Raw genomic sequence first — 25,129 nt, forward strand, 5'->3', positions numbered from 1 at the left:
TGCTATCAAACTTGATATACGTTTATCCATAATTAGATTTTTTTTTCTTTGATGGCAAAATACTGCTTTTCTTTAAATGCTTTTCAATTTCTTTAGGAGTTAATGGCTGGCTAAATAAAAAACCCTGTATCTCATCACAATCTCTTTGTTTCAAAAAATCCATTTGTTTTAGAGTTTCTACCCCTTCCGCCAACACCTTGAAATTGAAGCTACGTGCCATAGCAATAATTGCTTCAATGATCACTTCATCACTACGCGAAGTTGATATGTTTTGCACAAACGACTTGTCTATTTTCAAACAATCAAATTGAATTTGTTTCAGGTAATTTATACTTGAGTTTCCAGTTCCAAAGTCATCTAACGCAATTTTAATACCTATTTCCTTTAATTGATTAATCGTTTGAATGATATCCTGGTGAGTTATGACGACATTCTCTGCTATTTCAAACTCCAGATATTGGGAATCAAGCTCGAACTCATTTAATATTTCTTGCACCGTATGAGTAAAATTGGCTTGTCGCAATTGTTGGGTAGCAATATTAACAGCTACTCGAATTAGAGGGAGTCCTGTTTTATGCCAGGCATTTATCTGCCGACAAACTTCTCGGAGAACCCACTCACCTATAGGTACAATTAATCCAGAATCTTCTGCTATTGGAATAAAATCCAAAGGAAGCAATAAACCCCTGGTCGGATGATTCCAACGAATCAATGCTTCAGCACATAACAGGCTTCCTGGATTTATATTAAACTGGGGTTGGTATAACAAAAAAAATTCCTTATTTTTTATTGCCTTACGTAACTCAGCCTCCAATTTAAAACAACTTTTGCTACGCTCATTTAAGTATTTAGCATAAAAGTAATATTGGTTTCCGCCTCGCTCTTTTGCTTGATACATTGCCAAATCCGCACATTTTAATAACTCATTAACCGTTTTTCCATCCTTGGGAAAAAGACTAATTCCCATTGTAGTATTTATATTTATGTCACGATTTTTTATTTGGAAGGGTTGATTAAGAGAGTCTAAAATTTTAGACGCTACTGAAATAATATTTTCAACTGTTTTAAATCGATTGAAAATCATAATATAGGCGCGGTTTTCTGGACACAAAAAAAGGTTTTTTAAGAGCTATTCTTCTTAATACAAAGAGGAGAATAAAATGTCTAAAAAGCGAGCTTATTATACGGCGGCCAAGAAGGCAAAAATAACGCTAGCTGCGATTGAGGGGAAACTCACACAAGCGCAAATTACCAGTGAATACGGTGTTCACGCAACGCAGGTAAAAACTTGGAAGCAATCGGCCATCAAAGCCATTAACGATTTATTCTCTGGGGCTAATGAAAAAGAAGCCAAGTCCCAAGAGCAGCTTGTTGAGGCATTATATCAAGAAATTGGTCGACTTCAAGCGCAGCTATCTTGGCTAAAAAAAAAGCATGAACTTTAGTCTGGATGAAAAGCGCGTCATGATTGATCCTCTTGCCGAGCTCACCATTCGTGAACAATGCTTGCTATTAGACTTGCCTGTTTCAAGTTATTATTATAGTGCCAAGCCCATTTCTGTCGAAGATGAAGCGCTTATGGCGCTACTTGATGAGCACTATCTGCAGTATCCATGTGAAGGTAAAATTAAGCGGGCAAGATGGCTGTCAAAAGAAGTAGGCTATCCTGTTGGTAAACGTCGAGTAAAAAAGTTGATGGAAATGATGGGGTTATCGACTGTTTACCCAAAGCCAAATACAAGCGTTCCCAATAAGGAGCATGAGGTGTTCCCTTATTTATTAAAAGAGGTGGATATCACCAAACCAAATCAGGTTTGGGCCGCAGATATCACCTACATCCGCATGAAAGGAAAGCATGTGTATTTAGTAGCTATTATGGACTGGTATAGTCGTTATGTGATTGGATGGGCTATTTCACCTACTATGGAGGCTGAATTTTGTATTGAGGCGCTTAGAAACGCTTTGCTGCATTCGCGTTGTGAGATCTTTAACACGGATCAGGGTTCTCAATTTACCTCAAAAGATTGGATAAATACGCTAAAATCTCACCACATTTCTATCAGCATGGATGGGCGAGGACGTTATTTAGATAATATATTTATCGAGCGATTGTGGCGTAGTGTTAAGCAAGAAAAAATCTACCGGTATGATTTTGATACAATTGAAGAGGTTGAGCTGGCCTTAACGGAGTATTTTGAGTATTATAATAACCGAAGGCTTCACCAGTCCTTTAATTATTTAACGCCCGCAGAGGTGTATTATGGCCGGAAAAGACCATAAACCCTAAATGAGAGCGTCATGACTTACCCACAAGGCCCACAGGCCTATACGAGAAAGTGAAGCTCTCCTGACCTGTGGACTTGTGGATAAGTCATTCTGATAGAGTTGTGGTAAAATGACCTAAGACAATTCGTAGTAGCAATCACTATTCATACGGTATTGAGTAGGTTTAAATAGGTTAATTTGAGTGAATTTTTAACTATAAATGATGGATGAATAGCTCTTATTTTTCCTTAATTTTGTTCCAGACATGCGGACCCATATCAAAGCATATTAAAAACCAATTTAAGAATTTTGTTGTAAATTATATCATAAAATAAGCCAAGTGACTAAACGGTGATCATAAAAGCTAAATGCTTGTATTAATGATATTTGTAGAAGGAGTGTCAGGATGAAGAAATTTATTGTGGCTGGAAACGAGTGTAGATACCGATCAGAAGATGTAGAAAAAATGAACCGATAGGTAATATTTTCTTAATAATGGTATGGTAGGATTCACTTAATTTTTCTCATGAGATTGTTCAAATGCCATATCAGAGTAAACTCTTAATAAAATTTAAAGATAAAGAGGCGGGTAAAAATAGAAGTTCTGTAGATGGTTTTTATCGCGACCCTGATGGCAATGAATATTTTATCAAAAAACCGTCCGATAAATGTGAGTTATTTGCAGAATTATTTGCCGGTTTGTTATTGAAGCAATTTATAAATGAAGGTTTAATTGATAAAGACTATTGTCCTTCCTTAATTTGTGCTGATGCTATTCAGTTTGAAGAGGGTACCTATGGTTTGATACAACCGCTTATTTCGTTTAACGAACTGCATAAAGCTATCGGAACAAGTTACAGCAATGGTAACGACAGAAATCCGCTCAAGGAAGCTGTTTATGGCCCTGATTATTATACTCAGGTGATGCAAGGAAATGCTTATTTTGGATTATCTTTAGTGCTGATGTATTCACTGTTATTTAGTGCTCACAGTGTACACAGTGGTAATATCATTATTCTTAAAAATAAAGATGTAATCGCCAGCAATCAATACGGTCGTATTGATTGGGGGGATGCTTTTCGTTACCTCGCCCATCCCCAAAATAATGACAACATACTTTATGCCTACGAAAATCGTGGTTTGTTTAATATTAAAAAGCTCACTAAAGAATATTTTCTTAACTACAAAAAAATAATCGGAATATATCCAGCAATGGCTGAGAAAGCAAGACAACTGCAAGACAAAATGACACCGAATTTAATGTTAAAGATGGTTACTAATGCTTTAAAATTAACACCTCATGATTTGTTGGATACTACCACGCGCACAAATTTTGCAAACTATATTTCAATGCCCTCATTCGAAAAGGTAATATTTGGTTTTAATGGCAATTATGAGCCTTTTGCTCAGGAATTCGCTGATTTATTAACAGCTCGACTTGCTAAAATCACAGACTTAAAAGACTTGAATGTACAAGAAGCTCAGGAAAATCTTTATAAAAGTACTATAGTTTTACCATCGATTACTCTATCTTTTAATGAGAAGGAGGCATTTCCTGCTATTATGGATAATTGGGAGAAAAAATTAACAAAAACGAATGATGGCCGGACTTTAGATATTAGTAATTTGGATTTATCCACATTAGCAGAGCACTATAATTGTTATTTGAATGAAATTGCAGAGCAATGTGAACAATCTAATATCTGGGACCACACTGATGATTCTGCTAATATGTTTCAACCTTTTGATTTTTCAAATGGAGCCCTTATACATGGACATGCGTTCATTAGTAGTTATAAAGAAAGTACTGTTTTACGTCGATTATTCTCAATAAACCCATCAAATTTAAATTTATCCCGTTTTGCTGCTTTTGAAGACCCAAGTAATGACTACTCAAAAAAATATCCAGAATCCGTTTGGCATAAACTTGAATTGTTATTAGTGACGGGACAAGGGGTGTCAATCAGCATCCAATTTTGACCCTCAAACCGCATCCAAAATTGACCCTCAAAAACATATCACATTGATTATTTACTTTACTGTTTTAGCTTCGATTTTTAAAGCGATAACTTTCATTTCCAGTCTCAACAATAGAGCAATGATGAGTCAATCTGTCCAGCATGGCTGCGGTCATTTTTGTATCACAAAACACCTTTGGCCATTCACCAAAATTTAAGTTTGTTGTAATGATTAATGATGTTTTTTCATATAATTTGCTAACTAAATGAAACAACAGAGCTCCGCCCGCTTCAGAAAATGGTAAATATCCAAGCTCATCCAGGACAATAGCATCAAAATTTTGCAGGCGATTAGCTAGCCGTCCTGTATTAACTTGTTTTTTTTCTTGTTCTAATTTGTTGACCAGATCAACAACATTATAAAAACAAGCCCGCTTTCCTTGCTTAATTAAATTAGTTGCTATAGCAATAGCTAAGTGCGTTTTACCAGAGCCCGTGCCACCCACAAAAATAATATTGCGCCCAGCATCAACAAAGCTCCCTGCGTGCAATAAACTTATTTCTTCTTCATTAACAGGATGTTGCGTAAAATCAAATTGGCTTAAATTACGATTGACCGGGAATTTTGCGACACTCAGTTGATAATTAATAGCACGCGTTTTGCGTGTTATTTGTTCTGCTTCTAATAGCATAGATAACCACTCATAATGAGTTAGTTTCACCAAAGGCTTCGACTCTTCATAGGCTAGCAACCTATCTAACATGCCTTGTAATTTTAATATCTTAAGCAACTCAGATAATTTAGTGAATGGCATGATTTGCTCCCGTTAAGAGTAAATTATATTTATGACAATTACTTGTGGGTTCTTCCTTTAAGATTAATCCAGCGGGCATTGTCGTTGCTTGAGGAAGTGCTGTAGGCCGTAATCGATGCAACGCATTAAGAATATAATCACGGCTAACCACCTGCTCTGTTAGCGCTAATTCACAGGCTACACTCACCGCCTCAATGCCATGCTCACTCATTGCCAACAGCACCTCAACGCATTCTCTGTCACCACCACGGCGCTTCATGAGAATGCTTTTGATTTTTAAAATGGCTGGTGGTAATTGCCAGTCTTTGAATGGAGCACCATTGCGTAATGCCCCTGGCTTGCGCTCCAGTAAAGGTAAATAATGCCATGGATTAAACAGTGTTTTATTGCGGCCAAAGGTGCGTTGGTGGCAACCGATGGACTCATTACCTGAAAATACCTCTATAGTTAATGCGTATATCCTGAGCGTCACCATCTGGTTGGCATAGGCACAATCAACGCTATAACGATTTCTATCGCAATGAATCAAGCAGGTTGAATGTACTAGAGTTGAAACTTCTTTATACCCATCAAATGGATGATTTAACGCTCTAAAATGAGTTCTTTCTTCTTGAAATACAGCGTCAACAGTTAGTTCTTGTTGTTCTGGGTGATGCCTTTTCTCGGCCAATAATTGGCATTGCTGCTGAAGATGTTCATTTAATAACGACAAGGTTTCATATTTAAGACGTGGTTTAAATACCCAGTCACGTACATTATCAACTTGATTTTCAATCTGCCCCTTTTCCCATCCGGCTGCGGGATTGCAGGCTGTAGGTTCAATTAAGTAATGATCCATTAATGCCAAAAATCGCCGGTTAAAAGCACGCTCCTTACCCTTGAAAACACTATCTACCGCCGTTTTCATGTTGTCATAAATACCTCTTAGCGTTAAGCCACCAAAAAATTTGAAGGCTAAATTATGCGCATCAAATAACATTTCTTGAGTTTCTCGAGGATATGCTACAAGAAAAAATTTACGGCTGTAGCTTAAACGAAATTGAGCTACTTTGATTTTTTGAACAACGCCTGCAAGCTCTACAGTTTCTTCACTCCAATCAAACTGATAGGCCTCTCCGGGATGATAGTATTGTGGAATATAGGCTTTTAATGACTCTCGACTCGTACAGCGCCATACTTTAACAAAACGCTGGACACTATCATAAGAACCGCAATAGCCACTTTCTTTTAGTTGAGTGTAGTACTTCATTGCACTACGGCGTTCCTTTTTCGATAACTTGTGGTCGTTGTTCAACCATGATACCAACGTCTCTTTGAAGATATTCAGTGCAGGTAGTGGTTGAATGGAGCGTTGATAATTTTTCCCAGACTTTTCTGCTCGGATTACCCGTCTAACTGTATTACGCGATAATCCTGTTGTGCGAACAATTTCCGCAATAGTTAATTTTTGCACATGAAACATGCGCCTAATTTTTGCTTCTGTTTCCATGATCAACATCCTCTAATTCCCTCTAGATTATTAAAATCTAGAGTACACGTTTTACTCGATTTTAGAGGGTCAAAATTGGATGCTGATTTACCCTAAAAGGGGGTCATTTTTGCATGCTGATTTACAGACAAGGGGCTATTAACGATCTAAAAATGATAAATCAAGCTAGAGAGTTTGGGTTTGACGAAGATGTGGTTGAAATTCAAAATCGTCTAAAAGAGCGTTTATCTTCATTTCAACTTCTACACACTATAGTGGACCCCAAAAATGAGACAGTGGTGTAAAATAGAAACCATTGTTAAACGGGGTACCAAGTGGCTAAAAAAAAATTTACATCTGACTTCAAAGCAAAGGTAGCAATTGAGGCATTAAAAAGTCACAAGACGACCAATGAATTGGCATCTGAATTTGAGGTGCATGCAACACAAATCAATCTGTGGAAAAAACAATTACTGGATGGAAGCAAGCAATTGTTTAGCGGCAAGCATGACAAAGACATGGACTCCATCATACAAGAACGAGATCGATTATACACGCAAATAGGCCAGCTAGCGGTTGAGTTAGACTGGCTTAAAAAAAAGACCGGTCATCTAAGTTGAGCGTGCGGGAGAAGCGAGCCATGATTGATGTCAATCACCCTACACTCAGCATCGTACGCCAATGTGCATTGGTTAATTTGTCACGCGCTAGCTACTATCGCACTGCTGGCGAAGGAATATGTACCGAGAGCCCAGAGAATCTGGCTTTGATGGTCTTGATTGATGAGGAATACATGCGCCATCCTTTCTATGGAAGCAGAAAGATGCGTTCTTATTTACGTCGCCTTGGCCATGACGTTAACCGTAAGAGAGTGCAGCGTTTGATGCGGATCATGGGTCTGGTTTCAGTGGCACCAAAGCCGAATACGAGTAAAAAGAACAAGGAACAAAAGGTTTATCCCTACTTGCTACGTGGTTTAGTGATTGATCGACCCAATCAGGTTTGGTGCACCGATATTACCTACGTTAGGATGCAAGGAGGCTTTGTATATTTGGTGGCAATAATGGACTGGTATAGCCGCAAGGTGCTCTCTTGGAAGGTATCAAACAGCATGGATGATGACTTTTGTGTAAGCGCGTTGGAGAGCGCCATCAGGCTCCACGGCAGGCCTGATATTTTTAATACGGATCAAGGCTCCCAGTTTACCAGTAAGGCGTTTACCGATGTTTTAAAAGACCATGACATCAAAATTAGCATGGACGGGAAAGGTCGATGGATGGATAATGTGTTCATTGAACGGCTATGGCGTTCAGTCAAATATGAAGATATTTACATAAAAGAATACGGAACAGTTTTAGCACTACGAAATGGTTTAAGGGTGTATTTCAAGTTTTATAACGACGAAAGACCTCATCAATCATTTGGAATATACACGCCGTCAGAGGTTTATGCTGGCCTATATGAGGCTGCAGCGTAATGGAATGCCTGTGGATATGTGGACGCGTCCTGCGGATCAGCCATCGCCCTTCGGGACATGTGGACAAGCCATGGATAACAAAAAGACGTTATCCACCGCTTGACCACACTCGATGGCTTCGCGCCCACATACCCACAGGCTCAATAACAGGTGTTTCATTAACTGCTATTGTGGTTGACTCGTGTGCTACGCACCCTCGTCAACGAAAGAAAGTAGAATTAAAGTTATATCTTAAATTAAACGGATCGCTGTCTTGACAATGGGGTCCACTGTACACTGAGTTTAGTAAATTACTGACAGTTTCTGGAACTTCAGTCCTTAAATCCCTTGAAGTACCTGTTGAAAGCTCATTTTTTTATCCCATTTATGATGTGCAGCTTATGCAGATGAACGAAAATCAATTAGCAACAATTTGTCTGGAGGAGATGAATACCCCCATTACAAGCCCTTTAATTATCCGAATTCTTCAAAACGAAATGCTTTGGAAAAAAATAGAAACATCTTTTTTTAGTGGGGTATTTAATGCACGTATGGACAACCCACTTGAAAAAATAACAAAAATAGTTAAATGGCATCAGCTATTACAAAACCCCAATGTAAAAACTGCTAATGATATACGGATATTAGAAGAAAAAGAGAGGTTGTTGCAAAATCAGGATAAAGCAGAGGAAAAGAACATAAAAGATACAACGCAACAAGGTTACCAAATGGGTGATATTTCACGACATTTATTTCAGAAAGCTCAAGAGGCTCAGGCAAACTATCATTTTGGTGATATAACAAAAGGTCTTTTGGCAATGGTGAACAAAAAAAGCTCACCTTCTTCTCAGCCTTCTCAAGAACTTCCCCCCGAAAAGAGCTATAAAATAGGTGATTATACTAGAAGTTTTTTCTCTTCTAAGAAACCTGCTGCCCCTGAGAGTCCTCCCTCAAATGACCCAATCTTGCCACAGAAAAACGAAAAGCTATAGGTTAAGAGTTGATATGATAGCTTAGCTCAAATAGAGATTGGCGATCATAGTACAGTGAAATCCTGATAGTTTCCCGGCAATCGGAAAGTCAGAATTTTACTGTAGGTTTATTTCAGTGACCTGAACCAATAAGGGGGTATGATGATGACCGGTATGGGCAAAAAGCAACGATCCTTCAACGATTACTTTGCTATTTAGAAATTTTTTTCCCTGCTTGTAGAGCTCAGGAGTTAGTATTAATTGGAATCGACTCTGATTGTCCTCTGTAATTACTTTACCTGTGTTGATAAAGTCTTCCCCCTGAACGCAATAGGTTTTTTTTGTTACAAGAATCCAATAGGTTTCTGGATGATCCCCTTTTTCTATACTTTTATACTCAGGAAGCCCAGGGAATGTCTCGATATGAATTGTTCCTGATAATTGAGTATTTTGGTCCGTGAGAATGCACCCGGCTGTTTCAGCAGTTACTGTCAGGGAAAGTAGATTCATCAGTAGAAAAAGCAGAATATTCATAATAATCCTTATCTGTTTACTGGTCCGTACATCTGTAAGAATAGTACAAATAGCAAGCGCATCAATATTCACTATAGAGACGCGGAGCTTGTACATAGCTAATTTTCCACCCGGTTCTGGTTTGCTGTAAATACCAACGTGTTTAGTGTTCGAAGCCAATGATTCGCGGAATCCAGCATAAGAATATGTATTTGCTAAGGTGACCCGTGCCGATAGGACTCCATCATTTTTTATCTCTTTATATACAAAAATAAACGAATCACTGAAGATAAAATACGAGGAAAATATTGACCATTTTCGGTTGAATGTTATCGGGTAAGGATCTTTATCGCTGGAAAATGTCCCTTCCATCTATTAAATTCCCAATTTTATTTGCTCTTAATTTACACTTCAGGTCTTTTCTTTGTACTCTGTGTGATGGATCATGTCTATACTGAGATCAAAACACTCTTATTTAGAGCACCTATAGTCAACCTGGATCTGGAGGATTTATGACGTTTAAGTATCGGGCAATCACCGCTAATTGTGGCAATGATGTTATAGGTAAAAATGCCTGTAAAAAGATTGCCAATATGTTACAAGCTGAAAAGCCGGATTTTTACATTATTAATTGTCAGGAGGTAGCAGTTGAAGCAACCCTGCGACAATTACAAAAGGCCGCTGGTAAAGGGTATACTGTTGTATGTATAGGACAAATGGCTACCCACACTAAACTATCAACGCAATTTCATTCCGGTACCGGAATTGCCACTTTTATCATTCATAATGATGATATAGAAGTTGATTGCCAGACAACTCAAGTGGCAAGGCGAAGCAACAGCAGGCTAAGCGGAGGTAGTGGTTTCAATAAAGGTGGTTTAATTACTGACTTTACTGTGGCAAGAAAAATAGGTGATAAGATAGTTCATTTACAAGCAATTAGTGGGCATTTAGAATCAAATGACACACAAAAACGAATTAAAGACTGGCATAACATCAATCAAACGATCGCAAAAGAGGTAACTAACTGGGAGAACTTGGTTGACGCTTGTCCTGATTTAATAGTTTCTGGTTATGATGCTAATACGCGCAATAAATTAAACGATAATGGAGAAGCTGAAAATTTATGGATTGTTCCAGGTGGTACCAGCACACCAGAAATCCAAGCGCTGCATCAAGCGGCTCTTGGAGGGCAACACTTCAGTGATCCCTCTACTTACAAAACAGAATTAGAAGATATAACCGAGATAGAGGATAAAAAACGACCAGGATATACCCGAGGTGGGATGCTGGATTTTGTTAGCATCGCTGATGGTGGAGAACCAAGCTCAGAGATTACAGTTGATGGTGTAATTAAAATTAAATCTAATGCAAAAGATTCTGCACGAGATCACGATGTCATTATTTGTCCAGCTAAAGAATATCCATTGGTTGTAAATGATTTTGCCAGAGTCAGGGGGCAAATAGCCATGCGCCTTGAACGATCTGCTCCTAGTTTGGCCAAAGAGATTAGAGGGTTAACAGATGATAATGCAGAGAGCAAAAATCAATTAATTCAAGTATATCAGCAATTTCTAAGTCCCAAAGGATTATTAAACAATAGTATTGCGTTACATATCCAGAAACTAGCCAGTTTGAATCGATTAACTGATCCTGCTTTTTTACAAGATGAAAAGTTAAAAAAACTGATCACAGAAACACTGTTTCCAGCCACTGCCTGGTTTGAAAGTGCTCATTTAGCCAGTAACGCGGAATCGGCGAAACAACTAAATCAAAAATTAGAGTTAATGCATCTGTTGCTCACATCATTGAGTCAATGCCCGAGTCAATTCGAAGTCGAAAAACGCATTACATTATATGCAGAACAGGTCCAAAATATTGAAGGTAATACATACAATGCTCAAACAGCAGCTGATACATTTAAAGAGTTGCAGGTGATTGAATATTGGGCCCTTTACGCAGAATTAAAAGCTAACTTACTAAGAATTAAGCAGAACAATCCCTATACAAAAGATTTATTAGAACAAGGAATGGAAATTCTAGGGCACATGAACGCAATTATCCCTAACGCTGATAAGGCTAGGGAGTTGGACTCACATAGCATGGCTCAACTTGGTCGCGTCCTAAGATATAGCTCGCAAGCTATAGAAACTCTCGATAACCATGGGGATATTACCCCCCTCACTATAAAACTGACCGCCCTTGCTCAAGACGTATCGGGAAAATCATCTCCTGATTGGAGAAAATTAGGTAGGGCATTAGTAGTATTTGCATGCCTGGCATTAGTTGTTGCTGGTGTATTAGCTGCAATTCCAACAGCAGGTTCCAGTCTCATCTTGGCTTTAATGGGGGCAGGTGCTGTTGCAGGTGCACTTGGTTTGACCGTATATGAATTTGGTGAGGAAGAAGGATTGGCAAAAGCAGTTTTAGATTATAAAACTGCTGTGGAAAATATTGTTACAGATGAACGTTCAATTGATGAGGATCCCGAGGAGGATACCTACGGTGGAACGTTCAATAACTCCTAAGGCGATGTTGATTTACAATAACCAATTCATTGAAACCAAACCGGGATAAACTATAGTACAACCGGAGTTTAAACAGGTGGAGTTGACTATACATTGGCAACTTATGCCACTGTGACATTTTCTATCTATAGGATCTCATACGAAAAATAACAAGACAGAGTGGGAAGGTGAAAAAAGTAAATAGTTATTTTTCGCGTAGAAAGGCAACCTTAGCAATAACCTGTATAGGTCAACATTTATAAGCCAACGCCAAAAGTACCTGTTTAATTAAAAAAGAACTAAACTTATACAATACATATGAAAGATACTTTATTAAACCAGATCAAGTGTCTATTTTTAAAATAGGATAAAACATGATTTATATTGTAATCAAAAACCTGCCTCATTTACTAAAAACCAATAATCCTCTGCAACATATTAAAGACACGTTAACAAAAATAAAACCAAAACTAGTGTTCATGAGTGAGATAGAAGCAGCTCAGTATATCGAGTCAGAATATAAGGTTATGAGTCCACAACTTATGCAAAGCACCAGTTATGGGTTAGTTGAGCTAGATACCGATAAATCCAATTTTTATTTACTTCAATCAGAATCAAAATTAGTAGAAGTTTTAAAGGCAATAATCATTAAAGGTAAAAGAATGGATGCTCAATTGATTGAGGTGGAGGAACATGAAAAACAACAATTAGCCGAGATGAATTACGAGGAAATCAACCCTCAAGACATGCTGCTGACAGAGCCTTACCCGTGTTCGTTATTAAAAATACCTGGGGAGTTACGTTTTCTTTGTTTCATTGATTATGCTTTGTTTCATCATTATTTGGAAAATTGGATTGCATACAATACACGTGAACCTGGCTCTGTTTTAGATTTATTCAATACACAAGCAAATATTTGCCGTTCAATATTTTCGGAAAAAAGTCCTGAGCCATTATCGATAAAACATATCAGGGACTTACAGGCCTCGTTAAGCTTCAATTTATTTCAAACAGAAAAATCGAAGTCAGGGAAGCTTCGCGATGGATTTAACTCATTTCCCATTAGCAGGGATGCCATAAATGTTGAGGGGGCAATTGAATTATTAAAAAGAATAAAGAATGAAAACAACGAGAATGGCTTCATGATAGGGGCGGTGAAACACTTTGAAATTGTGCATATATATTGTATGCAATTGTCTAATGCATCACGAGAAAGATATTTAAGCACTAAACTTCCGTTAACATTTCAGAAGTACAATGAAATATTTACAGAAATAAAGGCTAGTGCTTTAAAAAATACAATAAAGAAAGTTATTGAACAAAATCCACATATCCGTTCAGATGCATTGGAACAAATTATTAATTCCTTTCTAAAAGAAAGTAAAATTGAGGAGCAGTTTCTAAATGAAGAAAAATATAAACCAGTTCAATTAGACTCGCTTTCTGCTTATACACACAACATAGCTATGAGAGCAAAACTAGTCCCAACCAAGGTTGAAATGGCTTTTGAATTGGGTGTAGCTCGAGAGAATGCTTGGATTAGCCATACTACCTTAAAGAATACTACTGATGAAGAACTAGAAACTATCGCGAAGCAGTTAGTGACTTCCGTTAAAGATACCTCCTTATCATTATTAACCCCAGATCCTGTTTCTGCTGAAGAAAAGGCCAAAATGGCCATCGATAGATATAATGTTGATATAAATACAGCAAAAACCCCCGATGATGTCATACTTTGTATCGTCACCCTGGTTCATGAATTGGAGATTTTACATGTGTTTCATGATGTAAATTGTCGTACCAACTATTTTTTACTCAATGAGCAGTTGATTAAGCATGGCCTCAAACCTGCCATACTTTACAATCCGAATCGTTTGGACTGTTATAATATTGCGAGTTTGGTAAACCAGGTAAAACAGGGAATATGTCGTTATGATTATGTGATGACTAATAGTGTGGAGTTATTTAAAATGAATGAGTCAATCACAGGTACAAAAAAATCCAGTGATAAACTTTATGAAATCATCTCAAGTCAATTAACAGAGGTGATTACTGATTTTAATGATCAATATCAAATGCATATCAATAATCTTGAAAAAATCTTATTAAGGCAAACTCCCTCTTCCTCAGGATTGTTTTCCTCACGTGTTAATACCGGGATGATTGAAGAAATAAAGATGTTATTTGAACAATTTAAAATTGACCAGAATTTACTCTCCTTTATAACGGGTATTAATCAAATGCCTAGAGTGGAGTTGAACTTGATTATTGGGAAGGAGTTCCTAGATGAATTCGATAGGTTAATAATTTTTAGTCAAATTAATTCATTTTGTCAGTTCACATGTGCTCGTGATCAACCTGTTCAACAGTTAAATAATCAAATTTATTAACATGAGGCTTGTCAGGTAGAAATTGAATTCCCCACAGTGCGATACTTGAATTATCGTCGTATAAAAAGCGACCATCTGCAATGATTAAGGGTAAAGAGTTCACAAGAATAAGATAGCCCCCACTAAACCAGGTAAAAATTTTAAAGTCACGCAATAAAGTCGGCGATTTTTTTACATATTCAGGTAATGCATCAGGTAAAAACAGCGGGTAACTTTTGATAAGCCTAATCTCACTAGTTTTAAATAAAGGGGTAGTTACCTCAAAGACCAGCAAATTTTTATTGATCGCAATTCCTTTCCAGGAAGTTGAACTTGCGAGTTTTGGAAGAGCCCGGATCCTGGTTGTTGCAAGCTGCAGTTTCTTAACCTCCGATTTTATTGCATCAAGGGCGCGATGGTGCTGAAACGCATTAAACATCATAAATGAACAGGCAAAAATAAGAGCGAAAATTAGTATCCTGTCAGAATCGCCGGGTAAGTGTCTGCCACTGAGTCCGGATTAATCCGAGCCGCGCGCGTCAGCAAGCGGAATTCTTTAAAAATATTCAAAATACCTATTGACACGGTTTTTCTGTAAAACTGATGTTTTTCCATATCAAACGTAAGTCATGCAATATGCATGCCCTAAGATCCCCAAGATCACAATGTAGCCCCTTTCACTAATAAAACATCTCCCTCCTGAGGTCAGATTTTTTCTTAGCCCTTAGTGGCGTTAAAACTCGAAAAATGCGTTCAAAAAAAGTCATGTTATGATTGCCGTATCAGCATTAGTAACGCAGTGGTAGATGATGAAACGCCAAGAAATCAAACAAGTTTTAGATGAGTTAACAAAAGATATCGATAGTCTTGCCGACAAAAAGGCCGTGACTATCATTAAGGTATTGGTTAATTTGGTCGAAATGCTTGCCGAAGAAAATGCTTTGCTCAGAGAGGAAAACCAAGTATTACGTGATGAGATAAACCGCCTTAAGGGTGAACAGGGCAAACCTAATATTCGCGGTCAATCCAAAGGTAGCAATGGCGATAATACAGGCAATTCCAATCATTCATCTGAAGGAGATCGCAATAAACGTGGTAAAGGGAACAATAAAAACACAGGCAAAGACAAAAAAAACGTACGTATTGATAGACGTGTTACGATTGCTCTGGACAAAGCAACGCTGCCAGATGACGCCAAGTTCAAGGGTTTTGAGATTCGAATCATCCAGGATCTAAAAATCATCACGGATAATGTTGAATTCAAGCTGGAAACGTATTACTCACCATCTTTGAAAAAAACCTTTATTGCGCCGATTCCTGGCGAATATAAGGGCAGTGAATTTGGTCCTGGGGTTAAAGCGCTGGTCATCACATTATACCGTGATGCAGGGATGACGGAGAGCGCCATTGAGCGCTTTTTAAAAACATGTGGTATTCAAATATCACATGGTAAAATTGCTTCCATGCTGACAGAAGGCAATGATATTTTTCATCAGGAAAAAGAAGATATTGTCGATGCCGGTAGCAACGCAGGCTTGTACCAGCAGATGGATGACACAGGCAGTCGTGTTAACGGCAAAAATCACTACACCCATGTTTTATGTAATGACTTTTTTACAGCATACTTCACTCGTCGTAAAAAAGATCGCTTGACCTTATTGGAGTTGCTGTGTCGAGACCAATTAAAGTTTATGTTTAATCAGGAGGCTTATGAGTTAATGGATGAGTTTGGTCTCGCAAAAAAATGGTTGGATCAAATTAAACCAATGCTGCATGCACAACCCCTCACACGTGAATCAATCGATAGTTTGATGGGAACACTTTTTCCAAATCCAAAAAAACACAGCACGAATCGACGCATAATTCTTGAGTCAGCAGCTCTTGCCTATTATCAGCACTCGAAATACTTCATCCATTATTTAATGACAGATGATGCGCCTCAGTTTAATAAATTGGCCCTACATCATGCGCTGTGCTGGATCCATGAAGGTCGTCATTATAAAAAACTCACTCCATTCTCAGATATGAATCAGAATATATTGGCTGTATTTCTTGAGCAATTATGGGATTTCTACCATGCATTATTGACTTACAAGACGGCTCCATCTCAATCAATGGCCCAACAACTATCAATGCAATTTGATACTTTGTTCGCAACCACGACAGGCTATGATGTTTTAGATCAACGCATTGCAAAGACACGTGCTAAAAAACAAGCGTTATTATTGGTGTTTGATATGGGTCCGCATGTCTGGAACAAAATTAAGGAAAAATAAGAGCTATTCATCCATCATTTATAGTTAAAAATTCACTCAAATTAACCTATTTAAACCTACTCAATACCGTATGAATAGTGATTGCTACTACGAATTGTCTTAGGTCATTTTACCACAACTCTATCAGAATGACTTATCCACAAGTCCACAGGTCAGGAGAGCTTCACTTTCTCGTATAGGCCTGTGGGCCTTGTGGGTAAGTCATGACGCTCTCATTTAGGGTTTATGGTCTTTTCCGGCCATAATACACCTCTGCGGGCGTTAAATAATTAAAGGACTGGTGAAGCCTTCGGTTATTATAATACTCAAAATACTCCGTTAAGGCCAGCTCAACCTCTTCAATTGTATCAAAATCATACCGGTAGATTTTTTCTTGCTTAACACTACGCCACAATCGCTCGATAAATATATTATCTAAATAACGTCCTCGCCCATCCATGCTGATAGAAATGTGGTGAGATTTTAGCGTATTTATCCAATCTTTTGAGGTAAATTGAGAACCCTGATCCGTGTTAAAGATCTCACAACGCGAATGCAGCAAAGCGTTTCTAAGCGCCTCAATACAAAATTCAGCCTCCATAGTAGGTGAAATAGCCCATCCAATCACATAACGACTATACCAGTCCATAATAGCTACTAAATACACATGCTTTCCTTTCATGCGGATGTAGGTGATATCTGCGGCCCAAACCTGATTTGGTTTGGTGATATCCACCTCTTTTAATAAATAAGGGAACACCTCATGCTCCTTATTGGGAACGCTTGTATTTGGCTTTGGGTAAACAGTCGATAACCCCATCATTTCCATCAACTTTTTTACTCGACGTTTACCAACAGGATAGCCTACTTCTTTTGACAGCCATCTTGCCCGCTTAATTTTACCTTCACATGGATACTGCAGATAGTGCTCATCAAGTAGCGCCATAAGCGCTTCATCTTCGACAGAAATGGGCTTGGCACTATAATAATAACTTGAAACAGGCAAGTCTAATAGCAAGCATTGTTCACGAATGGTGAGCTCGGCAAGAGGATCAATCATGACGCGCTTTTCATCCAGACTAAAGTTCATGCTTTTTTTTTAGCCAAGATAGCTGCGCTTGAAGTCGACCAATTTCTTGATATAATGCCTCAACAAGCTGCTCTTGGGACTTGGCTTCTTTTTCATTAGCCCCAGAGAATAAATCGTTAATGGCTTTGATGGCCGATTGCTTCCAAGTTTTTACCTGCGTTGCGTGAACACCGTATTCACTGGTAATTTGCGCTTGTGTGAGTTTCCCCTCAATCGCAGCTAGCGTTATTTTTGCCTTCTTGGCCGCCGTATAATAAGCTCGCTTTTTAGACATTTTATTCTCCTCTTTGTATTAAGAAGAATAGCTCTTAAAAAACCTTTTTTTGTGTCCAGAAAACCGCGCCTATATTAGTTAGACCATCCATTTCTGCCATTGCACAACAATGCCTCTGAATTAGGGACACGGTTTCAAGCAAGGATACGCGACATCAATCTCCAAACGGTCTCCCAAAATGGCACCAAATCAAAGGATACGTTTGCCACGATTGTACAGACGGCCAGAAAACTGAAAGTTAACGTTTATCAGTATATTTACGATAGGGTGACTAAAAAATTTGAAATGCCATCATTGGCTGAATTAATCTTACTTAAAGTGCGGCAGGTTCCATGCACCACATAAGCATCTCGAGATAATTCCGCTTGCTGACGCGCGCGGCTCGGATTAGTCCGGGCTCAGTGGCAGACACTTACCCGGCGATTCTGACAGGATACGAAAATTACTCCTTTCTTTTTATTAAACGTATAAGTCCAGACAACACCTAAAAAGAGAGGTATGGTTATAAATGGATCTATTATTGAAATAATATCCCAGCTGACTCGTTCATCTGAGAATGGCCAAAATAATACTGTTCCGTAGGCAGTACACGCATCAAGCAGGCCATGTGTAGCATAGCCAATTAAAGCTGCAAGTAAGGTTAGTCGCCAATTTTTACGGAAGCGTTCAAACAACAGTAATATTAATGTTATTACAATGGTGCCAACAGGGATAAATAAGAGGGAGTGAGTAAAATGTCTATGATAAAGAAAAAACAGCATTGGATCGTCCGCAGATTGAATTAACACGTCCAAATCAGCAGCCATTCCTGCCAAAGCTCCAACCAACCAGGCATTATGTTTGTCCTGGTTATGTAAAAAAGCCTGGGCAGAAGCAGCGCCAACAACTCCCTGTGTAATAAAATCCATAAACGTCCTTTAGCAACATGTTTAAAATAAGTCCCCGTACTGGAAATTTTTCTATACTACGCTACTTGTGTGATCAAAAAAAATATATAACAAGTTAAATCATATTGGGTACTTATGAGTTTACAATAAATGTTTGTTCTTTAGCTTTAACAAATCTTCAGTAACTAAATATTTTTGATTAATTGACGCAGCAAACGATTTTGTATATGTTGCGATATTTAAAGAGAAGCCTTATCTTTTTTTAGGGATTAAACAGGAGTTTATATGATTCAAAAAGGTGTAGTAGCATTCCTGCTGTGTTTAAGTATTGCTAATCCTATATATGCAACGTCTTTGTTTGGAAATATAACTCAGCCCAAAGCATTAAGTTCTGTCAAAAACGAGTTACAAAAAAACGAATCTAATCAAGATTATACCGATTTCAGTGGCACATGGGAATCATCAAAATGTATGGGGAGTTCGCTTACTCTAAAGATTAGAAATTCATCTACTGAATTTACTGTAAATGATACTGAACCCATGACAATCGGAACCATGATGACAAAATCGAACTCTGGAATAAAAAATGGCTCTTTAATTGCGACTGGAAATGAGACAACCTCTATTGAATGGGATGACAGTAAAAGTCAGTTAATTATTAAGATCATAAGTATTAATAAATCGTTTACCACTGAAAGCACGGACTATTTATCGGATACTCAGATGTATTTAACAATGAATCATTTAACATTTAAACTCGATAATGGGCAATTAAAAATAAAGATGGACACTGCTGATTATGCCGATTTACAACGTATTGATGAATCACATCCAACCTGTGTCTTCAGTAAAGTTGAATAATTGAACCATCTTATACTAATTCAGTATGAGTCAATTGTCGTTACGAGCCCTCTGGGATTGCTTCTCGCAACGACGCGATTTTTTCTTAGCTTGATTGTTGTAGCTTTACATCTCAGACTTATTTTGGTTGCTTTAGAAATCAATAGTTGCAATGATCGTATGTCATCGACCCCAGTCGTTTAAAGCTGTTTTATATTCATTTTTATAATCCAAATTCAGCAAGCATAAACCGTGAGGGAATTTTAGTAAATGGTATCAGTTTATTAATACCTTCAGTGCAGAGTTGTTTGCTAAAAAAAGTCTAAATCAAGATCACTCTTGAGAGTTAGTTGGACTAATCCATTAATTGCTGAATAATAGTTTACCCTGAGAACTTTGATAGGAGCACCTGTTATTTGATGCAAATATATGTTAATAAATAATCAATCTGATTGCTATAAGAATAATTTCCTGGTCTATATTAAATTAAAAGCTGTTTCATTTTTGAGGAGATTCTATGATACGGACATCTTGGTTAATTGTAATTGGTGATAGTTTATCAGATATAGGGACACTTAATAAACGTAAGCTGCTAGGCCTGCTTCCTATGAGTTATGTAACTGGTCTCGATGGTAAATCACCAAGAGGGAGGTTTACCAATGGCTATCTTTGGGCCGATTATCTCAGCGCGACTACCATAGAAGACTTTGAAATAGAGTTTGAACGCAAACGACTTAAATTAAAACATAGTCCCAGAGCTAATGCCGATATTGGGGACGAATTTCTGACGAGCAGCCTACGTCGCAATAAAAATGAATCGTCCTTTAATTTAAATGATGACAGGCACATCATGTTTGATGAGAGACGATTTGCACGATTCTATTGTGAGGGTGGTTTAACCTCTTATGATTATTCTTATAGCTTATCTTTAGAACCGAGATTAGAAGCTTACAGACTCATCGTAGCGACGTTGGAAAAAAAACGCGAAGAACTCATAGCCGATGATATAAAATATCATGTAACCAGTCCCGAAAAAGAGGAGACACTCGTTATTGAATGGTCAGGTGCCAATGATTTATTGACGGTGAACGAAAAACCTTCCTACCAAGCTGTAGATAATGCAGTTAATGAACGAATTAAGAATATTGAGCAATTAATTCAAAATGGATATAGAAATTTTGTTTTATTTAATTTACCTAATCTTTCCTTAACCCCCCGATTTCAAGCTAGACAGCAAGACGAGAAAGACAATGCTGCAGAGTGCTCTGAGTATTTCAATATGCAGTTAGCCACGCGATGCGAGGAGCTCACTAAAAAATATCAAGACTCACCTCGTTCATTAAATCTTTCTGTTTTCGATGTCCATTCTCAGTTTGAGGAGGTCTATGAAAACCCAAGTCTGTATGGGTTTGATCAAGATAAACTTAAGATCCCTTATACTGCTTCAGCAGAATTTGAAAAAAACAAAATAAATCCAAGATTGGTTGCAGGAAAAATTTCTCCAGCTAAAGGGTACATGTTCTGGGATGATGTCCATCCTACAATGGCTATGCATCATTTTTTAGCAAAGCGATTTAAAGAAAAATACGGCACCTTTTATGATTTCGTTCCTTCCCAACCTTCCCGCAAAATATCGGTCAAAGATGATTCTTGCATCCCCAATAGAACGTTCATCTCATCAGAAGTGGCTGTAAACCTGGATCCAGAGGTGAGGTTACCTGAAGATATAAAGGCAATTCTTTATACGCTCCAACAAAATGCTAAGAATATGTGTGAATCAAAATATCCAAATTACCGCGAAAAAGGTATTTTATTAAAAAAATTTCTGTTTGAGCTTCAATGCCAAAACGGAGATTTGGAAAAACTAGATGAGGTTATATCTTCATTTCATATGGCAAGAAATAACGTAGGAGCATTAAAAACACATTATCGGCCACTCTTTGACTTTTTTGCCCTGAAAACAATACAGTGGACCCCATTGTCAAGACAGCGATCCGTTTAATTTAAGATATAACTTTAATTCTACTTTCTTTCGTTGACGAGGGTGCGTAGCACACGAGTCAACCACAATAGCAGTTAATGAAACACCTGTTATTGAGCCTGTGGGTATGTGGGCGCGAAGCCATCGAGTGTGGTCAAGCGGTGGATAACGTCTTTTTGTTATCCATGGCTTGTCCACATGTCCCGAAGGGCGATGGCTGATCCGCAGGACGCGTCCACATATCCACAGGCATTCCATTACGCTGCAGCCTCATATAGGCCAGCATAAACCTCTGACGGCGTGTATATTCCAAATGATTGATGAGGTCTTTCGTCGTTATAAAACTTGAAATACACCCTTAAACCATTTCGTAGTGCTAAAACTGTTCCGTATTCTTTTATGTAAATATCTTCATATTTGACTGAACGCCATAGCCGTTCAATGAACACATTATCCATCCATCGACCTTTCCCGTCCATGCTAATTTTGATGTCATGGTCTTTTAAAACATCGGTAAACGCCTTACTGGTAAACTGGGAGCCTTGATCCGTATTAAAAATATCAGGCCTGCCGTGGAGCCTGATGGCGCTCTCCAACGCGCTTACACAAAAGTCATCATCCATGCTGTTTGATACCTTCCAAGAGAGCACCTTGCGGCTATACCAGTCCATTATTGCCACCAAATATACAAAGCCTCCTTGCATCCTAACGTAGGTAATATCGGTGCACCAAACCTGATTGGGTCGATCAATCACTAAACCACGTAGCAAGTAGGGATAAACCTTTTGTTCCTTGTTCTTTTTACTCGTATTCGGCTTTGGTGCCACTGAAACCAGACCCATGATCCGCATCAAACGCTGCACTCTCTTACGGTTAACGTCATGGCCAAGGCGACGTAAATAAGAACGCATCTTTCTGCTTCCATAGAAAGGATGGCGCATGTATTCCTCATCAATCAAGACCATCAAAGCCAGATTCTCTGGGCTCTCGGTACATATTCCTTCGCCAGCAGTGCGATAGTAGCTAGCGCGTGACAAATTAACCAATGCACATTGGCGTACGATGCTGAGTGTAGGGTGATTGACATCAATCATGGCTCGCTTCTCCCGCACGCTCAACTTAGATGACCGGTCTTTTTTTTAAGCCAGTCTAACTCAACCGCTAGCTGGCCTATTTGCGTGTATAATCGATCTCGTTCTTGTATGATGGAGTCCATGTCTTTGTCATGCTTGCCGCTAAACAATTGCTTGCTTCCATCCAGTAATTGTTTTTTCCACAGATTGATTTGTGTTGCATGCACCTCAAATTCAGATGCCAATTCATTGGTCGTCTTGTGACTTTTTAATGCCTCAATTGCTACCTTTGCTTTGAAGTCAGATGTAAATTTTTTTTTAGCCACTTGGTACCCCGTTTAACAATGGTTTCTATTTTACACCACTGTCTCATTTTTGGGGTCCACTATATTTAAAAAAACATGGGTTATTGTAAACAGCGAACTTCTGGATAATTGTATTATCGCGGTTGGTTTTTACGGAAAAAACCTTCAAGTGGGGCATGCATCTCAAGGAGGTTGGGATATTTTTGGTCCAGTACGTAGAGTAACTCGTTCAAAAGCAAATGCTCTATATGAACTGGATTACAAACCTGCTTTGCAGCTTTACAAAGAATACTTAGGTGAAAAATCTGTCGATTTACCGGCATCAGGATTACTTTACCCTTTGTCAATTAGTGATCCTTCAACTGATGAAAGAACTCACTTGGTTAGAACCATCTTACATGTTGATGAACAAACTCAATCGCTGATCTTTGCAGGTGATATTCCATTAGGATTTAATGCGCAGTTAATGCGTGCTAATTTTGACCGCTTAATTGATAGCGCCAGTGAAGCAAGTTTATTGGCGAGTAAAGAAATGTCTGTTGATGAGAATAGTAAAGATTTTCCGGTATTTGCTATTTGTATTAGTTGTTTTGGCAGACGCTTATTACTGGGAGAGAGGACGGAGGAAGAAACAGATTCAACCCTTAAAAGCTTACCGCAGGGTTCTACCCAGACTGGTTTTTATTCCTATGGTGAATTGTCACCTTTTACTTCGGGAAAATGCGAATTACATAATCAAACCATGACCATTACAACTTTTTATGAGCGATGAACAGTACCTCATATTGTAATAAGAGGGCGTATGGATATTCATAAACTTTTAAAACGTCAACTTGAAAAATGCAACATAGTCGTTGATAAAAAACCTGAAAACGATGAAGCGTGGCAGAAGTTTCTTGCTCGTGTTAATCAAACTTATACTGATGCAGATCAAGATCGGTACATGCAAGATAGAGCTATAGAGATCTCCTCTCGAGAAATGAGATATTTAAATCAAAAGCTGGAAAACGCACAACACATTGCTGGGCTGGGCTATTGGAGCTACGATGGAAAATCTGATCGTGTGATTTGGTCAAATGAATTATTTATTATGATGGGTCTTAATCCTAATGATTATCCGCCTAATGTCAATGAATTTATGGAATTGGTTTACGAGCAGGATCGATACGCGTTGCAACAGAAACTAAAAAACGCTCTTGAAAATGGAATTAATTATGAGTGTGAATTACGGGTAAGAAACACTGATGGGACCTATCGTTGGTACAAAACAATTGGTATTTGTCTGGAACAAGAGCAACAACTTGAAGGCATTTTTATAGATATCCAAAAAAATAAAATAGCTGAAGAGAAAATAAAAGACTTAAATCAAAAAATATTCTCTACTGCTCGTCGAGCAGGCATGGCTGAGGTAGCTACCAATATTTTGCACAATATTGGTAATATTTTAAATAGTTCAAACACCTCAATTAGTCTCTTAAAAAGCAGCTTTTGTCAAAATTACATGAAAAAATTATTTAAAATTATTGAAATGATGTCTCAACATAAAGAGGATATGGGTTATTTTTTAATCAATGACCCTAAAGGCCAATTAATTCCGGAATATTTAGTTGTTCTTTCTAAAAAAATACTTGAAGAACACCAGAGCAATATTGTTGAGGTGGACAGTCTTATTAATGATTTAAAACATATTAGTGAGATAGTAACCATGCAAAATCCTGTTAGTGGATCCTCCAGCATCAATGAACAGGTTTATCTGCCTGAATTGATAGAAATTGTATTAAGTATGTCGTTTAGTGTATCAGAAAGAGAATTAATTGAGGTAATTAAAGAGTTTAATCAATGTCCTTTGATATTTAATGACAAATCAAAATTAATACAAATATTAGTAAATTTATTGCAAAATGCAAAAGAAGCTGTATTGCTAAATACAACACACGCAATAAAAAAAATTAGAATTGTAACCCATAAAATCAATAGTAATTCGATTCAAATCAAAATTATAGATAATGGAGTTGGGATTAATGATATGGGTCCGCATGTCTGGAACAAAATTAAGGAAAAATAAGAGCTATTCATCCATCATTTATAGTTAAAAATTCACT

The 25,129-nt window shown here is 37.9% G+C and carries 20 protein-coding genes and 3 pseudogenes; 14 read left to right on the plus strand and 9 right to left on the minus strand.

The genetic code is table 11. The features are described from left to right. Positions 1-22: 22 nt before the first annotated feature. Positions 23-1,084, minus strand: a complete 1,062-nt coding sequence (locus tag HRS36_RS11750; protein WP_173237456.1) for a putative bifunctional diguanylate cyclase/phosphodiesterase — start codon at positions 1,082-1,084, stop codon at positions 23-25. Between the two features lie 76 nt (positions 1,085-1,160). Between HRS36_RS11750 and HRS36_RS11755 the strand changes: the two genes are divergently transcribed. The 3 genes from HRS36_RS11755 (at position 1,161) to HRS36_RS11765 (ending at position 4,245) form a co-directional block, all read left to right on the plus strand. Beyond that, complete coding sequence (locus tag HRS36_RS11755) at positions 1,161-1,445, plus strand: transposase (RefSeq protein ID WP_173235475.1); 285 nt, start codon at positions 1,161-1,163, stop codon at positions 1,443-1,445. Next, complete coding sequence (locus tag HRS36_RS11760; protein ID WP_173235473.1) at positions 1,435-2,280, plus strand: IS3 family transposase; 846 nt, start codon at positions 1,435-1,437, stop codon at positions 2,278-2,280. The genes HRS36_RS11755 and HRS36_RS11760 overlap by 11 nt, the downstream gene beginning before the upstream one ends. Before the next feature lie 525 nt (positions 2,281-2,805). Next, the gene (locus HRS36_RS11765) at positions 2,806-4,245 is read left to right on the plus strand and encodes a hypothetical protein (RefSeq protein WP_173237457.1); all 1,440 of its coding nucleotides are present in this window, start codon (positions 2,806-2,808) and stop codon (positions 4,243-4,245) included. Positions 4,246-4,309: 64 nt separating this feature from the next. Here HRS36_RS11765 and istB read toward each other — a convergent pair whose 3' ends face one another. Together istB and istA are read right to left on the minus strand one after the other, a co-directional pair. Continuing rightward, entirely contained in the window at positions 4,310-5,038 is a 729-nt protein-coding gene (istB, locus tag HRS36_RS11770; RefSeq protein WP_173235816.1) for an IS21-like element helper ATPase IstB, read from the minus strand. Further along, the gene (gene istA / locus HRS36_RS11775; protein WP_197933184.1) at positions 5,025-6,536 is read right to left on the minus strand and encodes an IS21 family transposase; all 1,512 of its coding nucleotides are present in this window, start codon (positions 6,534-6,536) and stop codon (positions 5,025-5,027) included. The genes istB and istA overlap by 14 nt, the downstream gene beginning before the upstream one ends. A 104-nt stretch (positions 6,537-6,640) precedes the next feature. Between istA and HRS36_RS11780 the strand changes: the two genes are divergently transcribed. The 3 genes and pseudogenes from HRS36_RS11780 (at position 6,641) to HRS36_RS18910 (ending at position 8,954) form a co-directional block, all read left to right on the plus strand. Further along, positions 6,641-6,811, plus strand: a complete 171-nt coding sequence (locus HRS36_RS11780) for a hypothetical protein (protein ID WP_173237458.1) — start codon at positions 6,641-6,643, stop codon at positions 6,809-6,811. 30 nt (positions 6,812-6,841) lie between these two features. After that, positions 6,842-7,983, plus strand: a pseudogene (locus HRS36_RS11785) (IS3 family transposase). A 386-nt stretch (positions 7,984-8,369) separates the two neighbouring features. After that, the gene (locus tag HRS36_RS18910) at positions 8,370-8,954 is read left to right on the plus strand and encodes a LepB GTPase-activating domain-containing protein (RefSeq protein WP_275940992.1); all 585 of its coding nucleotides are present in this window, start codon (positions 8,370-8,372) and stop codon (positions 8,952-8,954) included. A 96-nt stretch (positions 8,955-9,050) separates the two neighbouring features. Here HRS36_RS18910 and HRS36_RS11795 read toward each other — a convergent pair whose 3' ends face one another. Continuing rightward, positions 9,051-9,818: a DUF4431 domain-containing protein gene (locus tag HRS36_RS11795; RefSeq protein ID WP_173237460.1), complete on the minus strand. Its 768-nt coding sequence runs from the start codon at positions 9,816-9,818 to the stop codon at positions 9,051-9,053. 221 nt (positions 9,819-10,039) lie between these two features. Here HRS36_RS11795 and HRS36_RS11800 point away from each other — a divergent pair, with 221 nt between their 5' ends. Continuing rightward, the gene (locus HRS36_RS11800) at positions 10,040-11,974 is read left to right on the plus strand and encodes a sbcc family protein (protein ID WP_173237461.1); all 1,935 of its coding nucleotides are present in this window, start codon (positions 10,040-10,042) and stop codon (positions 11,972-11,974) included. Positions 11,975-12,327: 353 nt separating this feature from the next. Further along, positions 12,328-14,343, plus strand: coding sequence for a hypothetical protein (locus HRS36_RS11805; RefSeq protein WP_173237462.1), 2,016 nt, complete (start codon positions 12,328-12,330; stop codon positions 14,341-14,343). Here the strand turns inward: HRS36_RS11805 and HRS36_RS11810 are convergent. After that, positions 14,291-14,764, minus strand: coding sequence for a hypothetical protein (locus HRS36_RS11810; protein ID WP_173237463.1), 474 nt, complete (start codon positions 14,762-14,764; stop codon positions 14,291-14,293). The genes HRS36_RS11805 and HRS36_RS11810 overlap by 53 nt on opposite strands. Positions 14,765-15,128: 364 nt before the next feature. On the opposite strand from HRS36_RS11810, the gene HRS36_RS11815 reads away from it, so the two are divergent. Continuing rightward, positions 15,129-16,598 (plus strand): cell division protein ZapB, encoded by a 1,470-nt coding sequence (locus HRS36_RS11815; RefSeq protein WP_173237464.1) that lies wholly within the window; start codon positions 15,129-15,131, stop codon positions 16,596-16,598. Positions 16,599-16,821: 223 nt separating this feature from the next. On the opposite strand, the gene HRS36_RS11820 is transcribed toward HRS36_RS11815, so the two are convergent. Both HRS36_RS11820 and HRS36_RS11825 read right to left on the minus strand, forming a co-directional pair. Continuing rightward, positions 16,822-17,667 (minus strand): IS3 family transposase, encoded by an 846-nt coding sequence (locus tag HRS36_RS11820; RefSeq protein ID WP_173235473.1) that lies wholly within the window; start codon positions 17,665-17,667, stop codon positions 16,822-16,824. Further along, positions 17,657-17,941: a transposase gene (locus tag HRS36_RS11825; protein WP_173235475.1), complete on the minus strand. Its 285-nt coding sequence runs from the start codon at positions 17,939-17,941 to the stop codon at positions 17,657-17,659. The genes HRS36_RS11820 and HRS36_RS11825 overlap by 11 nt, the downstream gene beginning before the upstream one ends. 99 nt (positions 17,942-18,040) lie before the next feature. On the opposite strand from HRS36_RS11825, the gene HRS36_RS11830 reads away from it, so the two are divergent. Continuing rightward, on the plus strand, positions 18,041-18,286 hold the full coding sequence (locus tag HRS36_RS11830) for a hypothetical protein (protein ID WP_173237465.1): 246 nt from the start codon (positions 18,041-18,043) through the stop codon (positions 18,284-18,286). A gap of 53 nt (positions 18,287-18,339) precedes the next feature. Here HRS36_RS11830 and HRS36_RS11835 read toward each other — a convergent pair whose 3' ends face one another. Then, positions 18,340-18,849: a metal-dependent hydrolase gene (locus HRS36_RS11835; protein ID WP_173237466.1), complete on the minus strand. Its 510-nt coding sequence runs from the start codon at positions 18,847-18,849 to the stop codon at positions 18,340-18,342. Positions 18,850-19,113: 264 nt separating this feature from the next. On the opposite strand from HRS36_RS11835, the gene HRS36_RS11840 reads away from it, so the two are divergent. Continuing rightward, the gene (locus HRS36_RS11840) at positions 19,114-19,689 is read left to right on the plus strand and encodes a hypothetical protein (protein ID WP_173237467.1); all 576 of its coding nucleotides are present in this window, start codon (positions 19,114-19,116) and stop codon (positions 19,687-19,689) included. A 496-nt stretch (positions 19,690-20,185) separates the two neighbouring features. Continuing rightward, on the plus strand, positions 20,186-21,670 hold the full coding sequence (locus tag HRS36_RS11845) for an SGNH/GDSL hydrolase family protein (RefSeq protein ID WP_173237468.1): 1,485 nt from the start codon (positions 20,186-20,188) through the stop codon (positions 21,668-21,670). A 236-nt stretch (positions 21,671-21,906) separates the two neighbouring features. On the opposite strand, the pseudogene HRS36_RS11850 reads toward HRS36_RS11845, so the two are convergent. After that, positions 21,907-23,048: pseudogene (locus HRS36_RS11850) on the minus strand (IS3 family transposase). A gap of 64 nt (positions 23,049-23,112) precedes the next feature. Here HRS36_RS11850 and HRS36_RS11855 point away from each other — a divergent pair. Then, positions 23,113-23,799 (plus strand): annotated as a pseudogene (locus tag HRS36_RS11855) (FIST signal transduction protein); the annotation flags it as partial. A gap of 30 nt (positions 23,800-23,829) precedes the next feature. Continuing rightward, positions 23,830-25,092 (plus strand): PAS domain-containing protein, encoded by a 1,263-nt coding sequence (locus HRS36_RS11860; protein WP_173237470.1) that lies wholly within the window; start codon positions 23,830-23,832, stop codon positions 25,090-25,092. Positions 25,093-25,129: the final 37 nt, after the last annotated feature.

This window comes from Legionella antarctica (genome assembly GCF_011764505.1).
GTDB lineage: Bacteria > Pseudomonadota > Gammaproteobacteria > Legionellales > Legionellaceae > Legionella > Legionella antarctica.

What these genes read in the sequence shown, in the direction of transcription:
- HRS36_RS11750 (WP_173237456.1), bottom strand. Translation starts at nt 1,084, where the DNA reads ATGATTTTCAATCGATTTAAAACAGTTGAAAATATTATTTCAGTAGCG.
- HRS36_RS11755 (WP_173235475.1), top strand. Translation starts at nt 1,161, where the DNA reads ATGTCTAAAAAGCGAGCTTATTATACGGCGGCCAAGAAGGCAAAAATA.
- HRS36_RS11760 (WP_173235473.1), top strand. Translation starts at nt 1,435, where the DNA reads ATGAACTTTAGTCTGGATGAAAAGCGCGTCATGATTGATCCTCTTGCC.
- HRS36_RS11765 (WP_173237457.1), top strand. Translation starts at nt 2,806, where the DNA reads ATGCCATATCAGAGTAAACTCTTAATAAAATTTAAAGATAAAGAGGCG.
- istB (WP_173235816.1), bottom strand. Translation starts at nt 5,038, where the DNA reads ATGCCATTCACTAAATTATCTGAGTTGCTTAAGATATTAAAATTACAA.
- istA (WP_197933184.1), bottom strand. Translation starts at nt 6,536, where the DNA reads ATGTTGATCATGGAAACAGAAGCAAAAATTAGGCGCATGTTTCATGTG.
- HRS36_RS11780 (WP_173237458.1), top strand. Translation starts at nt 6,641, where the DNA reads ATGCTGATTTACAGACAAGGGGCTATTAACGATCTAAAAATGATAAAT.
- HRS36_RS18910 (WP_275940992.1), top strand. Translation starts at nt 8,370, where the DNA reads ATGAACGAAAATCAATTAGCAACAATTTGTCTGGAGGAGATGAATACC.
- HRS36_RS11795 (WP_173237460.1), bottom strand. Translation starts at nt 9,818, where the DNA reads ATGGAAGGGACATTTTCCAGCGATAAAGATCCTTACCCGATAACATTC.
- HRS36_RS11800 (WP_173237461.1), top strand. Translation starts at nt 10,040, where the DNA reads ATGTTACAAGCTGAAAAGCCGGATTTTTACATTATTAATTGTCAGGAG.
- HRS36_RS11805 (WP_173237462.1), top strand. Translation starts at nt 12,328, where the DNA reads ATGATTTATATTGTAATCAAAAACCTGCCTCATTTACTAAAAACCAAT.
- HRS36_RS11810 (WP_173237463.1), bottom strand. Translation starts at nt 14,764, where the DNA reads ATGATGTTTAATGCGTTTCAGCACCATCGCGCCCTTGATGCAATAAAA.
- HRS36_RS11815 (WP_173237464.1), top strand. Translation starts at nt 15,129, where the DNA reads ATGATGAAACGCCAAGAAATCAAACAAGTTTTAGATGAGTTAACAAAA.
- HRS36_RS11820 (WP_173235473.1), bottom strand. Translation starts at nt 17,667, where the DNA reads ATGAACTTTAGTCTGGATGAAAAGCGCGTCATGATTGATCCTCTTGCC.
- HRS36_RS11825 (WP_173235475.1), bottom strand. Translation starts at nt 17,941, where the DNA reads ATGTCTAAAAAGCGAGCTTATTATACGGCGGCCAAGAAGGCAAAAATA.
- HRS36_RS11835 (WP_173237466.1), bottom strand. Translation starts at nt 18,849, where the DNA reads ATGGATTTTATTACACAGGGAGTTGTTGGCGCTGCTTCTGCCCAGGCT.
- HRS36_RS11840 (WP_173237467.1), top strand. Translation starts at nt 19,114, where the DNA reads ATGATTCAAAAAGGTGTAGTAGCATTCCTGCTGTGTTTAAGTATTGCT.
- HRS36_RS11845 (WP_173237468.1), top strand. Translation starts at nt 20,186, where the DNA reads ATGATACGGACATCTTGGTTAATTGTAATTGGTGATAGTTTATCAGAT.
- HRS36_RS11860 (WP_173237470.1), top strand. Translation starts at nt 23,830, where the DNA reads ATGGATATTCATAAACTTTTAAAACGTCAACTTGAAAAATGCAACATA.